Source organism: Mesorhizobium sp. f-mel (assembly GCF_053850215.1).
Genome location: NZ_JBSPTO010000014.1, coordinates 45,770 through 59,240, shown reverse-complemented (window position 1 = coordinate 59,240; position 13,471 = coordinate 45,770). Strand labels below are relative to the sequence as shown.

Annotated in this window: 11 protein-coding genes; 4 read left to right on the top strand and 7 right to left on the bottom strand. The window is 64.3% G+C overall.

Going from position 1 to position 13,471, the window contains the following annotated elements:
- Positions 1-41 precede the first annotated feature (41 nt).
- The 5 genes from ACWUKX_RS18150 to puuE form a co-directional block, all read right to left on the bottom strand.
- A complete protein-coding gene (locus ACWUKX_RS18150) occupies positions 42-2,027 on the bottom strand; it encodes a CocE/NonD family hydrolase (protein WP_456008238.1) in 1,986 nt (661 codons plus the stop codon).
- Between the two features lie 83 nt (positions 2,028-2,110).
- Complete coding sequence (locus ACWUKX_RS18145) at positions 2,111-2,704, bottom strand: nucleoside deaminase (RefSeq protein ID WP_456008237.1); 594 nt, start codon at positions 2,702-2,704, stop codon at positions 2,111-2,113.
- Positions 2,704-3,207, bottom strand: a complete 504-nt coding sequence (locus ACWUKX_RS18140; RefSeq protein WP_456008236.1) for an ureidoglycolate lyase — start codon at positions 3,205-3,207, stop codon at positions 2,704-2,706. The genes ACWUKX_RS18145 and ACWUKX_RS18140 overlap by 1 nt, the downstream gene beginning before the upstream one ends.
- The gene (locus tag ACWUKX_RS18135) at positions 3,204-4,067 is read right to left on the bottom strand and encodes a bifunctional allantoicase/(S)-ureidoglycine aminohydrolase (protein ID WP_456008235.1); all 864 of its coding nucleotides are present in this window, start codon (positions 4,065-4,067) and stop codon (positions 3,204-3,206) included. Before ACWUKX_RS18135 ends, ACWUKX_RS18140 begins: the two co-directional genes overlap by 4 nt.
- 47 nt (positions 4,068-4,114) lie before the next feature.
- Positions 4,115-5,548 carry an allantoinase PuuE gene (puuE, locus tag ACWUKX_RS18130; RefSeq protein WP_456008234.1) on the bottom strand — a complete coding sequence of 478 codons (1,434 nt, stop codon included), beginning with the start codon at positions 5,546-5,548 and terminating at the stop codon, positions 4,115-4,117.
- A 193-nt stretch (positions 5,549-5,741) separates the two neighbouring features.
- On the opposite strand from puuE, the gene uraH reads away from it, so the two are divergent.
- The 4 genes from uraH to xdhC all read left to right on the top strand — a co-directional run bounded on the left by uraH (position 5,742) and on the right by xdhC (position 11,093).
- A complete protein-coding gene (uraH, locus tag ACWUKX_RS18125) occupies positions 5,742-6,116 on the top strand; it encodes a hydroxyisourate hydrolase (RefSeq protein ID WP_029347558.1) in 375 nt (124 codons plus the stop codon).
- A 3-nt stretch (positions 6,117-6,119) separates the two neighbouring features.
- Entirely contained in the window at positions 6,120-7,601 is a 1,482-nt protein-coding gene (xdhA, locus tag ACWUKX_RS18120) for a xanthine dehydrogenase small subunit (protein WP_456008233.1), read from the top strand.
- Complete coding sequence (gene xdhB, locus ACWUKX_RS18115) at positions 7,601-9,949, top strand: xanthine dehydrogenase molybdopterin binding subunit (protein ID WP_456008232.1); 2,349 nt, start codon at positions 7,601-7,603, stop codon at positions 9,947-9,949. Before xdhA ends, xdhB begins: the two co-directional genes overlap by 1 nt.
- A 73-nt stretch (positions 9,950-10,022) precedes the next feature.
- Positions 10,023-11,093, top strand: coding sequence for a xanthine dehydrogenase accessory protein XdhC (gene xdhC / locus ACWUKX_RS18110; RefSeq protein ID WP_456008315.1), 1,071 nt, complete (start codon positions 10,023-10,025; stop codon positions 11,091-11,093).
- Between the two features lie 25 nt (positions 11,094-11,118).
- Here xdhC and ACWUKX_RS18105 read toward each other — a convergent pair whose 3' ends face one another.
- Both ACWUKX_RS18105 and ACWUKX_RS18100 read right to left on the bottom strand, forming a co-directional pair.
- Positions 11,119-12,390, bottom strand: a complete 1,272-nt coding sequence (locus ACWUKX_RS18105) for an LLM class flavin-dependent oxidoreductase (RefSeq protein ID WP_456008231.1) — start codon at positions 12,388-12,390, stop codon at positions 11,119-11,121.
- Positions 12,387-13,409, bottom strand: coding sequence for an LLM class flavin-dependent oxidoreductase (locus tag ACWUKX_RS18100; protein WP_456008230.1), 1,023 nt, complete (start codon positions 13,407-13,409; stop codon positions 12,387-12,389). The genes ACWUKX_RS18105 and ACWUKX_RS18100 overlap by 4 nt, the downstream gene beginning before the upstream one ends.
- Positions 13,410-13,471: the final 62 nt, after the last annotated feature.

Genomic DNA, 13,471 nt, shown 5'->3' with positions numbered 1-13,471 from the left:
CGTAAATCGCACGTCGCAATTGGATCAATCCGCATAAGCGCTCAAAGCAGAGCGCGCGGGATTTTCTCTTCGAAATTGCGCTCGAAAACCAGTTTCTCGCCTTCATAGGCTTCGATTCTGGCGTTAACCATGAAGTTTTGCGCGTCGGACCGCATCTCGGCGAAGGTTTCGGTGCGCACCGACCATCCATTTCGCGACAGCGTCTGCGTCCAATGCGTCTTGCCCGACGCTGACAGCGGATTGTCGGGATGGATCGCCCATGTCTCTCGCGCGATGCTGCCATTGGCGAGGCCATGCTCCAGATCGCGCACCTCGCCGAAATCGTCGACGATGGAAAGCGTGACAATTCCGGTCTTTTCGTCGCGATCGACATGACGTTCGGAATTGGCAGCGCGGATCGTTTCGGTCGCCCAAGGCGATGCTGCCTCGGGCGTGGGGAACGTGACTTCATCGCCTTGCGCCAGCGGGCGCAGCGGCAATTTCAGCGTCGCCGCCGACAGGTCGAGCCGGACCGGTTCCGGAGATGGCCAGATCATCGGCCAGTAGGCGTTCGAAACGGCAATACGCAGGCGATGGCCTGATGGCACGCGATAGGCGCATTGGTCGAGCACCACCCGGGCGCTGACGGTTTCGCCCGGCACCAGCGGTTGCGGGAATTCGTGCGAGTTGTGGTGCGTCAGGTTGAGCACGCCGTAGGAGATCAGCTCCGATGCGCCGTCGGGATGCACATCGCACAGCCGGATGGCGATGTTCGCTTGAGGCCGGTCGGACGAAACCCTGACCAGCACTTCCGGTGCGCCGACAATGTCGATCGCCTCAGTCAGCGCCGGCTGGTCGAAACACACCGATAGTGCATCGTCGGGGCGCTGCTCGCCGGGCAATTCCGGGCCGAACGTGAAGGGAAAATATTCGCCGCCGGCAAGGCCGCAGCTTTGCGGTGAAGCCACTATGCTCGGCTTGCTGCCCTCTGCGATCAGCTCGACTTCCTGCGTCTTGATATCAGACGACGGCCACACCGGTTCCGCGACCCAGCGGCCCGGCCGCTCCGGATGCCAGCGTGCGGGGCGGACGCTGTCCATGACATAGGCGCGGTAGGCCGGGTCGTCCTCGACGCCGGTGTCGATGTCCTTCAGCCAGCGGTCCCACCAGCGCAAGGCCTCCTGCAGGAAGCCGATGCGCGGTTCGGGTGCGGCATAGTGAGGGTATTTGTGGATCCAGGGACCAACGATCCCTTTGACCGGCGCCTCGATATTGGCGGCGAGATGGGAAATGGTATTTCGATAGCCGTCATGCCAGCCGCCGATCGACAGCACCGCAGCTTGGATGGCCGAATAATCCTCGCAGATCGAGCCGCGCCTCCAATAGGCGTCGCGGTGCTGATGCTTCAGCCACAGCGGCGCCAGGAAGGGCTGATTCTCCAGCCGGGTCAGCCACAGGTCGCGCCACCTGACGTCGCCGGCCAGCAGCGGATCCGGCGGCCGCGAGGAATAGGACAGCATGGTCGAGGCCCAGCCGAAATTCTCGATCAGCAAGCAGCCGCCCTTGTAGTGGATGTCGTCGGCATAGCGGTCGACGGTCGAGCACAGGCTGATGACTGCCTTTAGCGCCGGCGGCTGCTTGGCAGCCGTCTGCAGGCAGTTGAAGCCGCCCCAGGAGATGCCCATCATGCCGACACTGCCGTTGCACCAGGGCTGGGCCGCCGCCCAGGCAATCACGTCGCAAGCGTCCTGCAATTCCTGCTCGGAATATTCGTCATCCATCAGCCCTTCGGAATCGCCATTGCCACGCATGTCGACGCGGATCGATGCGTAGCCGTGGCCCGCGAAATAGGGATGCGTCAGCTGATCGCGAAAGATCGTGCCGTCGCGCTTGCGGTAGGGCAGGTGCTCGAGGATCGCCGGCACCGGACCGTCGGCAGCATCGGCCGGCATCCATACCCGCGCCGACAGCCGGCAGCCATCCGGCATGACGATGCCCATGTCAGGAAATTCGACGACCTTGCGGGGAAATTCTGTGACGGTTTTCATGCGGCGCTCCTGGCTGGCCGCATGATGGAGCCCGAGCCTGCCGCGTCGTGGGCCAGCCAACGAATTCGGCTGGTCAATCCGCGTCAATTCAACGGAATGTCGTTTTCGGCCTTGCTCGCCTGATAGGCGCCGGACAATTCGTCGTAGCGCTCGGCGATCTTGCCGATTCTCGCTTCCAGCCGCTGGCGCTCGGCCTCGGACAACGACCGCACCAGTTTGCGGATCGAAAAGCTCTTCCAATAGACGTTCTCGGCATTGTAGCCACCGGGGTCGAGGGTGAAGACCTCCTTCAGGATCTTCAGGTCGTGAGGGATGGCAAAGCTGTCGCGCGAATCCTCGTGGCTGAACAAATAGTAGAAATTATCGAAGCCGGTCCAGGTGATCGCCGACAGGCACAGCGAGCAGGGTTCGTGCGTGGCGAGGAAGATCGCGTCCTTGGTATCGACGCGCTCGGCCTTCGGCATTTCATAGAACCGCTTTAGGCAATGCACCTCGCCATGCCAGAGCGGACTTTCCGTCTCGTTGTTGGTTTCGGCGAGCACCAGCGAGCGATCATCCTTTCTCAGGATCGCCGCGCCGAACAGCTTATTGCCGTGGGCGACGCCTTCGGTGGTCTTCGGTATGATGTCGTGCTCGATCACGTCGAGCAGGCGATCGATCAGCGAGACGTCGGCCATCAGGCGGTCCCGTCGGGGAGTTCGATCTCGTAGGAGTGCGAGAAATGGCACTCTTCGAGATTGGAGCCGTCGCCACCGCGGTCGACGACGAGAAAGTCCTGGGCCTCGCCGATCGGCGTCAGCACGCCGTGCCACCGATTGCGCGGATAGTTGACGCCTTGCCCGGGCGCGGTGATGAAGGCGTGCGGCTCACCAGGGCCGTCGTCGCCATCATGGCAGACGACGACCAGGAACGGCCGTGGCGACAGCGGGATGAAAGCCTGGCTGCCGAACGGGTGACGCTCGACCATGGTGAGCTTCAGCGGAAAATCGTAAGGCGTGCCGCGCACCATGGAGATCAGCACGCGCGCATTCGGCCCCAACGCCTCGGCGGTGGCGAGGTCGTGATAGCGCTCGGCCTTGCCGCCATTGATCGGATAGTGATTGTCGCCGCCCATATCGATGACGTCGCCGAATTCGGCGAAGGTCTCGCGGGTCAGCGGCCGGGCGACGATTCGGGTCATGGCGCGCGCCTCGCGACGCCGGCGCCGCCAAGCTTGGCATGCCGGTTGACGTCCTTGTAAAGCAGGTAGCGGAATTTTCCGGGACCGCCGGCATAGCAGGCCTGCGGGCAGAAGGCGCGCAGCCACATATAGTCGCCGGCCTCGACCTCGACCCAGTCCTGGTTGAGGCGGTAGACCGCCTTGCCTTCCAGCACGTAGAGCCCGTGCTCCATCACATGAGTCTCGGCGAACGGGATGACCGCGCCCGGCTCAAGCGTGACGATGGTGACATGCATGTCGTGGCGCATGTCGGCCGGATCGACGAAGCGCGTCGTCGCCCATCTGCCTTCGGTGCCCGGCATCGGCGTGGGCGCGATGTCTCGTTCCTTGGCGAAGAAGGCTTGCGGGACATCGATGCCCTCGACGGCGTCGTAAGCCTTGCGGATCCAGTGGAAGCGGACAGCAGCACCGCTCTCGTTGCGAACGGTCCATCCGCTGGCCGGCGGCAGGAAAGCAAAGCTACCCGGCTGCAGGACATGTTTCTCGCCAGCCAGCAAAACGGTCAGCTCGCCCTCAACCACGAACAAGGCGCCTTCGGCGCTGGCATCCGGTTCAGGCCGGTCGCTGCCGCCGCCGGGCGCGACCTCGACGATATATTGCGAAAACGTCTCGGCGAACCCCGACAGCGGGCGCGACAGCACCCAGACGCGGGTCTTTTCCCAGAATGGCAGGGCGCTGGTGACGATGTCCTGCATCACGCCCCTTGGAATGACCGCATAGGCCTCGGTGAAGACAGCCCGGCCGGTCAGCAGCTCACTCTGGCCGGGGTGGCCGCCCTGCGGCGCGTAGTAGAATCGGTCGGCCATCTTGATCGTGTCCATGAGTTCAAAGCCTATTGCGGAGCCAAAGCCTATCGCGGAAGCCAAGGCTATTGTGGAAGCATGTCCCTGAGGCGGAGCAGTGCGATGCGCTCGACCTGTTTGCAGGCGGTGTCGAATTCAACGTCGTGGCTGTTGCCGCTGCGCGCCTCGAACTCCGCCAGGATTTCCGCCTTGGTCTTGCCTTTCACCGCGACAATGAAGGGAAAGCCAAAGGAAGTGACGTAGGCGGCATTGAGTTTGGAGAACAACTCGCGCTCCTTGTCGGTCAGCGCGTCGAGCCCGGCGGAAGCCTGTTCCCTCGTCGATTCCGCCGACAGCCGCTTGGCCTGCGCCAGTTTGCCGGCGAGGTCGGGATGAGCGTTGAGCACGGAGAGCCGCTCGGCCTCGCTGGCGCCGCGAAAGACGCGGCACAGCGCATTGTGGAGGCCGCCGGCACTGTCATGCGCCGGGCCGAGTTCCAGTTCGAAGGCGCGCTCGGCGATCCACGGCGAATGCTCGAACACGCCACCGAATGCATGGACGAAGGCCTCGAACTCCATTTTCGACGGGCGCAGCGCCGGCGGCCGGAAGGGATGGGTCTCTTGCCAGTGCCTGGCGATATCGATGCGCCGCGCCAACCAGACCCTGTCATGCGATCTGACGTAGTCGACGAAGCGCTTCAGCGCCGCGGCCCGGCCCGGCCGGCCGACGAGGCGGCAGTGCAGGCCGATATTCATCATGCGCGGCCTGCCTGCCTTGCCCTCGGCGTAGAGCGTGTCGAAACTATCCCTGAGATAGGCGAAGAACTGGTCGCCCGAGTTGAAGCCCTGCGGCGTGGCGAAGCGCATGTCGTTGGCATCGAGCGTATACGGGATGATGAGCTGCGGCTTTGTCGACCCGTCCGGCCCGTCATGCTCGAACCAGTAGGGCAACTCGTCGTCATAAGTGTCCGACACATATTCGAAGCCGCCTTCTTCCGCCGCCAGCCGCACGGTGTTGATCGACGTGCGGCCGGTGTACCAGCCTGCGGGCCGCGCCCCAGTGACCTCGTAGTGCAGCTGGATCGCCGCTTCCATGTCGCGGCGCTCGTCCTCCGGCGCATGGTCGCGGTAGTCGATCCATCTCAGCCCGTGCGAGGCGATTTCCCAGCCGGCCTCCTGCATCGCTGCGACCTGGTCGGGCGAGCGCGCCAGCGCTGTGGCGACGCCGTAGCAGGTGACCGGTACTTCAGCCTCGGTGAACAGGCGCAGCAATCGCCAGAAGCCGGCGCGGGCGCCATATTCGTAGATCGATTCCATGTTCCGGTGGCGCTGCCCGGGCCATGGCGCGGCGCCGACGATCTCGGACAGGAAGGCTTCCGAAGCCTTGTCGCCATGCAGGACGCAGTTCTCGCCGCCTTCCTCGTAATTGACGACGAACTGCACTGCGACATGCGCCCCGCCAGGCCACTTCGGATCCGGCGGATTGGCGCCGTAGCCGCGCATGTCTCGTTCGTACCGCATCGTTGCTCCTGCCGGATTGTGTGATCAGGATAGTCGAAAGCGCCGCTTGCGCATTCCCCCGAAAATTTTGAAAGTGTTTTTGCAGCACTCCGCTCGACCGGGACTTATGCATCGCCTTTAATTGGCGCACAATTCGTCAAACATGTTCGGCTGTACCGGGCATGTTCGACTGTACCGGGAATGGGAGCAGCCAGTGGCGGAAACGTCGAAAGCCGAAGGCGGACGTCTGACGACCCATGTCCTCGACACCGCGACCGGCCGGCCGGCGGCAGGTCTGTCGATCGAGCTTTACCGCATCAACGACGATATGCGGACGCATCTGAAGACGACGGTCACCAATGCCGACGGCCGCTGTGACGCGCCGCTGCTTGCCGACGCGGAATTCCGCACCGGCGAATACGAGCTGGTCTTCGCGGCCGGCGACTATCTGCGCCGGCAGGGATTGAGGCTGCCGGAACCGGCCTTCCTCGACAGCGTGCCGATCCGCTTCGGCATGGCCGAGCTGGTGCACTATCATGTGCCGCTGCTTATATCGCCCTACGGCTATTCGACTTATCGAGGGAGCTGACACATGGCCGGGCTCAAGACACGCAATGAGATACGCTTCATCCTCAATGGCGAGCATGTTGCGCTGACCAGGGTCGCGCCTGAGGAGACCTTGCTAGACTGGCTGCGGCTCGAGCGCACGCTGCGAGGCACCAAGGAAGGCTGCGCCGAAGGCGATTGCGGCGCTTGCACCGTGCTGATTGGAAGGCTCTCAGCCGGCCGGCTGGTCTATGAAAGCGTCAATGCCTGCATCCGCTTCCTCGGTTCGCTCGATGGCACGCATGTCGTGACCATCGAGCATCTGCGTGGCGACGGCGATAGGCTGCATCCGGCGCAGCAGGCCATGGTCGACTTTCACGGCTCGCAATGCGGCTTCTGCACGCCGGGCTTCGTCATGTCGCTTTACGTTCTGTGGATGCGGTCGCCGGAGCCGTCGGATGCGGCCATCGAAAAGGCGCTGCAGGGTAATCTCTGCCGCTGCACCGGCTACGAGGCGATCGTCCGCGCCGCGCGTGCCATCTCCAGCTACGGCAAGGCGGCAAAGGACCCGCTGGCTGCGGAGCGCAAGGCGATCGCCGAGAAGCTTGCGGCCATGAAAGACGGCGAGCGCATCGAGATCGGCGCCGGCAAGCAGCGGCTGGTCGTGCCGGCCGATGCCGACGACCTCGCCGCCGTGCTGGACAAGGAGCCGGGCGCCACCATCGTTGCCGGTTCGACCGATGTCGGCCTGTGGGTGACCAAGCATATGCGCGAGATTTCGCCGGCGATCTTCATCGGCAATCTCGACGGGCTCTGCGCGATTTCCGAGGACAAGGACGTCATCTCGATCGGCGCCGGTGTCACCTATACGGAGGCGTTTTCGACGCTGGCGAAACGCATCCCGGCGCTCGGGACGTTGTTCGATCGCATCGGCGGCGATCAGGTGCGCAATATGGGTACGATCGGCGGCAACATCGCCAATGGCTCGCCGATCGGCGACACGCCACCGCCGCTGATTGCACTCGGTGCGCGGCTGACGCTGCGCCGGGGCAACAAGCGGCGGACGATCTCGCTCGAAGATTTCTTCATCGCCTATGGCAAGCAGGACCGGCAGCCGGGCGAGTTCGTCGAGGCTGTGCATGTCCCGGTACCCGCGAAAGGCACGAAGTTTGCGGTCTACAAGATCACCAAGCGCCGTGACGAGGACATCACCGCAGCACTTGGCGCATTCCTGCTGACCCTGGCCAAGGACGGCACGGTGGCGGAGGTGCGCATCGCCTATGGCGGCATGGCGGCAACGCCCAAGCGGGCTTTCAGCGTGGAAAAGGCGTTGCTCGGCAGGCCCTGGACCGAGGCGACAGTGGACGCGGCGATGGCCGAATATGCCAGGGATTTCACCCCGCTGACCGACATGCGGGCGAGCGCCGAATACCGGGCGCTAGCGGCACGGAACCTGCTGTTGCGCTTCTTTGCGGAGACCAGCGGCACCAAGGCGCCGATCCAGGTTTCGCGGCACGAGGCGGCGTGATGACCAAGCACGCTCCCAACCTCAAGGCGCAAAAAATTTCCGGTGGCGTTGCCGCCGACCAGCGCCATGATTCTGCGCACAAGCATGTCAGCGGCACGGCCGTCTATATCGACGACATGCCGGAATCATCAGGCACGCTGCATGGCTGCCTCGGGCTTTCGACGGCCACGCACGCCACCATCACCAGCATGGACCTGTCGGCGGTGCGCGCAGCACCCGGTGTCGTCGACGTGCTGACGGCGAGCGACGTGCCGGGTGAAAACGACATTTCGCCGACCGGCCGTCACGACGAGCCGGTGCTGGCCGACGGCAAGGTACAATTCTTTGGCCAGCCGATCTTCTGCGTCGTCGCCGAAACGCGCGAGCAGGCGCGCCGCGCCACAAGGCTGGCCAAGGTCGAATACAAGGAATTGCCTTTCGTCACCGACGCCGGCGTGCTCGATCCCAGCAAGGACAAGCTGGTCACGCCGCCGCTGACCCTGAGGCGTGGCGATGCAGCGGCTGCGATCAAAGCGGCGCCGCGCCGGCTGAAGGGAAAAATGCGCATCGGCGGTCAGGACCATTTTTATCTCGAAGGCCAGATCGCCATGGCCATTCCCGGCGAGGATCAGGACGTCACGATTTATTCCTCCACCCAGCATCCGAGCGAAGTCCAGCACATGGTCAGCCATGCGCTCGGCGTGCCAAGCCATGCCGTCACGGTCGAGATCCGCCGTATGGGCGGCGGCTTTGGCGGCAAGGAAACGCAAGGCAACCAGTTTGCCGCGCTCGCGGCGATTGCTGCGAAAAAACACCACCGCGCGGTGAAAATCCGGCCCGACCGCGACGACGACATGATCGCCACCGGCAAGCGCCACGACTTTCTGGTCGATTACGAGGTTGGCTTCGACGACGAGGGCAATATTCTCGGCGTCGATTTCATGTTCGCGGCGCGCTGCGGCTTCTCGGCGGACCTTTCAGGCCCGGTCACCGATCGCGCGCTGTTCCACTGCGACAATACCTATTTCTGGCCGGCGGTTCATGCGCAATCGGCACCGCTCTACACCAACACCGTGTCGAACACCGCCTTCCGCGGCTTCGGCGGGCCGCAAGGCATGGTCGGGGCCGAGCGCGTCATCGACGAGGTCGCCTTTGCCGTTAGCAAGGACCCGCTCGAGATCCGCAAGAAGAACTTTTATGGCACCTCAGACCGCAACGTCACGCCCTATCACCAGACGGTCGAAGACAACATCATCCACCGCATCGTCGCCGAACTGGAGGCGAGTTGCGACTATGCGCGGCGTCGCCGCACCATTGAAGCCTTCAACGCCAACAGCCGCTTCATCAAGCGCGGATTGGCGCTAACGCCGGTCAAATTCGGCATCTCGTTCACCGCTACGCATTACAACCAGGCCGGCGCGCTGGTGCATGTCTACACCGACGGTTCGGTGCATCTGAACCATGGCGGCACCGAAATGGGGCAGGGCCTCTACGTCAAGGTGGCGCAGGTTGTGGCGGAAGAGTTCCAGATCGACCTCGACCAGGTCAAGATCACCGCAACGACGACCGGCAAGGTGCCGAATACCTCGGCGACCGCCGCGTCGTCAGGTTCCGACCTCAACGGCATGGCGGCGCAGAACGCAGCCCGGCAGATCAAAGAGCGGCTGACCAATTTCGCCGCCGAAAAATACCAGGTGCCGCGCGACCAGGTGCTGTTCCTGCCCAACCGGGTGCGCATCGGCAACCAGGAGATCGCCTTCGCCGATCTCGTCAGGCAGGCCTACATGGCCCGCATCCAGCTTTCGGCGGCGGGCTTCTACAAGACGCCGAAAATCCACTGGGATCGCGACAAGGGCGAGGGTCGCCCCTTCTATTATTTCGCCTACGGCGCCGCGTGCTCGGAAGTGTCGGTCGACACGCTGACCGGCGAATACATGGTCGAGCGCACCGACATCCTGCACGAGACCGGCCGCTCGCTGAACCGCGCCATCGACCTCGGCCAGGTCGAGGGCGGCTTCATCCAAGGCATGGGATGGCTGACGACGGAGGAACTTTGGTGGGACGACAAGGGCCGGCTGCGCACCCATGCGCCGTCGACCTACAAAATCCCCTTGGCCTCGGACCGACCGAAGATCTTTAACGTGACGCTGGCCGACTGGCCTGAGGCGCACGAGCCGACGGTGCACCGCTCCAAGGCGGTCGGCGAGCCGCCGCTCCCGCTCGGCATGTCGGTGCTGCATGCTCTGTCGGATGCGGTGGCGAGCGTTGCCGACCACCGGATCTGCCCGCGCCTCGATCCACCGGCGACGCCGGAGCGTGTGCTGATGGCGATCGAACGGCTGAAGAGGGAAGCCAAGACCAGCACGTGACCAGTCTTTGGAATCCCAGAAAGCGTGCAATTCAGGCCGAAAACTCTATATTTCCCGATAGGGAATGCGAATGATGACCTCGAAAGTGCAAAGCTTGAAAGCCTTTCTTGCCGACGCCGGCCGGGTCGCCCTGGTCGAGGTGGCCGGGACAAAAGGTTCGACGCCGCGCGAGAAGGGCGCCTTCATGCTCGTCTCGGGCGCGGCAAGTTTTGGCACGATCGGCGGCGGCCAACTCGAATACATGGCAATCGACAAGGCGCGGCAGATGCTTTTCTCCCCCCTTGAGGGGGGTGAGGAGAGGTCGGCCAATGGCCGAGAAAAAGCCAACGATTTGGCTTTTTGCGCGACGAACGCCCGGAGCCATAGCGAAGGGCAGGCCGCGAAGCGGCCAGAGGGCGTCGTCTCAGAAGGCATCGCCAGAGCGTCGAGCACTGCCGCGGCGACCCGACCCGACGGCTTCGCCGCCGCCCTCCCCTCAAGGGGGAGGGATGTCAGCGCCACGCTCGATATCCCGCTCGGACCCGAAATCGGCCAGTGCTGCGGCGGCAGGGTCGAGGTGTCGATCCGGCTGGTCGACGCTGCGTTGGCGCAAGAGCTGATTGCGGCCGCGGAAGCCGAGGAGGCTCAACTGCCGCATGTCTATATCTTCGGCGGTGGTCATGTCGGCCAGGCGTTGGCCTCGGCGGTGGCCTTGCTGCCGGTCCGTGTCGTCGTTGTCGAGACGCGGGTCGAGGCGCTGGAGGGCATGCCGGACACGGTCGAAACCAGCCTGACGCCAATGCCCGAGGCTGTGGTGCGCGAGGCTCCGCCCGGGGGCGCCTTCGTCGTCCTCACCCACGACCACGCGCTGGATTTCCTGATCGCCACCGAGGCGCTGAAACGCCGGGATGCCGCCTATGTCGGCATGATCGGCTCGAAGACCAAAAAGGCGACGTTCAGGAGTTGGTTCCTGAAGTCGGCGGACGGCAGCGAGGCGGAATTTGCCCGCCTGGTCTCGCCGATCGGCGGCGAAACGGTCAAGGACAAGCGCCCGCAGGTGATCGCGGCACTGGCCGCCGCCGAGATCATGACGGCGCTGGCCGCGCATGCCACGGCGTCAGCCGCTCCGCACCACGCATCTCGTGGCAAGGCAATGGCCGGCTGACAGCCAAGCGCCCACAGCCTGCTGCTCACATCGGCCGTTTCAAACCCAGATGGTCGCGCAGCGTGCTGCCTTCATAGTCGGTGCGGAACAGGCCGCGCCGCTGCAGCTCCGGTACGACTAGCGCGGCAAAGGCGTCGAGCTCGCCAGGAAACCAGGAGGGCATGACGTTGAAGCCGTCTGCCGCGCCGCCCTCGAAGCGTGCCTCGAGCTCGTCGGCGATCTGGGCCGGCGTTCCGACGACGCGCCAGTGGCCGCGAGCGCGGGCGAAATGGCGCGCAAGCTGCCGAATGGAGAGGTTGTCCCGGCGCGACTGCTCAATGACGAGCGCCTGCCGGCTCTGCATGCCTTCGCTGGGCGGCAGCTCCGGCAACGGCCCATCGACGGGATAGCGCCACAGATCGGAGATACTGAGATAGCTGGACAGCAGCGCGACGCCGACATCGTCAGGGATCAGCTCCTGCAATTCCTCGTATTTTTCCTGGGCTTCAGCCTCGGTTGCCGCCACGACCGGCGCGACGCCCGGCATGATCTTGATGTCGTCCGGCTCGCGCCCATAGGTCGCGAGACGCCCCTTGAGATCATCGTAGAAGGCCTTCGCTTCCTCATATGTCTGCGCCGCCGTGAACACGACGTCGGCGGTCCGGGCGGCAAGATCCCTGCCCTCGTCCGATGCTCCCGCCTGAACCATGACTGGTGCGCCTTGCGGCGAGCGCGGCAGGTCGAGCGCGTACCGCACGGAAAAGCTTCTGCCGTCGTGGCTCGGCCCGGAAACCACGCCGAGCTTGCCTCTCCAGAGTGCGGTAACCACGGCAGCGAATTCACGCGCGCGCTCGTAGCGGTCGGCATGCGGGCGCAGGCCGGTCGAGTCGAAATTGGCGGCCTCGATGTGGCTAGCCGAGGTGACGAGGTTCCAGCCGGCGCGGCCGCTGCTCAGATGGTCGAGCGACAAGAAGGTCCGCGCCAGCCCGTATGGCTCGTTGTAGCTCGTCGACGCCGTGGAGACGAGGCCGATGCGGCTGGTCTGGACCGCAAGAGCCGAAAGCAGGCTGATCGGTTCGAAGCCGATCGAGCGTGACGTCTGGCTGGCAATGTTGATATCGGCCTCGCGCACGCCGGCGGCGTCCTCGCAGAAGATCATGTCGAATTTCGCCGCCTCCGCCGTTCGCGCCAGCTCGATGTAGTGCTCGATGTCGACGCCTGCCGTCACATGCGCTTTTGGGTGGCGCCAGGCGGCAATGTGGTGGCCTGTTGCCCACAGGAACGCCCCGAGCTTCATCTGACGTCGATGGGCGGTCATCGTTCATCTCTCCCGGCAAGTCCGAGATGGGAGCGCAGCGTCGCGCCGGGATAATCCGACCGGAGAAGGCCGCGACGGCGAAGCTCCGGCAGCACGAGGTCGACGAAATCGTCGAGCACAGATAGCGCCGGTGGCATGAGTATGTTGAAACCATCGCAGCTTTTCGATCGGAAGGGCTCTTCGAGCCTGTCCGCGATCAGGTCCGGCCTGGCGGCCATGTCAGCACCCGGCGCGACGGTCATCAGCACCTTTGTCGCGCCAGGACTGCGCCCGAACGCAAGCGCGTGGCGCTTCAGATCGTCGGGCTTCGCGGCCGCGATCGATGGCTCGTCCAGCAGGATGACATCGGCGAAGCGGGCGGCGATCTCCATGTCGGGCTCTGACAGGCCTGACATGACGAGCACCGGCATATCCTGCGGCGAGCGTGCAACGTTCAGTGGCCCGCGCACAGAGAAAAACTCGCCCTTGTGGTCGAGCAGGTGCATCTTTTCGGGATCGAAGAAGCGCCCGCCGCGCTGGTCGAACAGCAGGGCATCCGCATCCCAACCTCTCCACAAGCCCCGCACGATCCCGATGAATTCTTCCGCGCGTCGGCGGAAATCGTCGCGGGAAAACCCTTCCGGACGGCTGAAATTGGTCGCCTCGCGCGGATCGGGGACCATGCTCGCGTGCCACCCGGCACGCCCATGGCTGATGACGTCGAGCGATGCGAAACGGCGCGCGAGGTTGTAGGGCTGGTGGGCGACCGTCGACACCGCGGCGACGAGGCCGATCCTGCCGGTAACCGTCGCAAGCGCTGCCAGCAGGGTCGTCGCTTCGAAGGGCACTTGCCGGTTCGTTGCGTCGCCGCCTGCAGCCGGCGCGGAATCGGCAAGCAGCACCATATCCAGCCCGGCCGTCTCGGCCCTTTGCACAAATCGGGCCAGAAGAGTGAAATCCGGACCGGCGTCGGTTGGAGGGGAAAGAGCGCTTTCCGGAAACAGTGAAACGGCGAGATGCATTTTGGCACCGCTGGCCATCGGTCTTCCCTGGTGAGTGAATTCCGCAGGGACTATCTTCGCCGGCTTGACGGGACGCAACC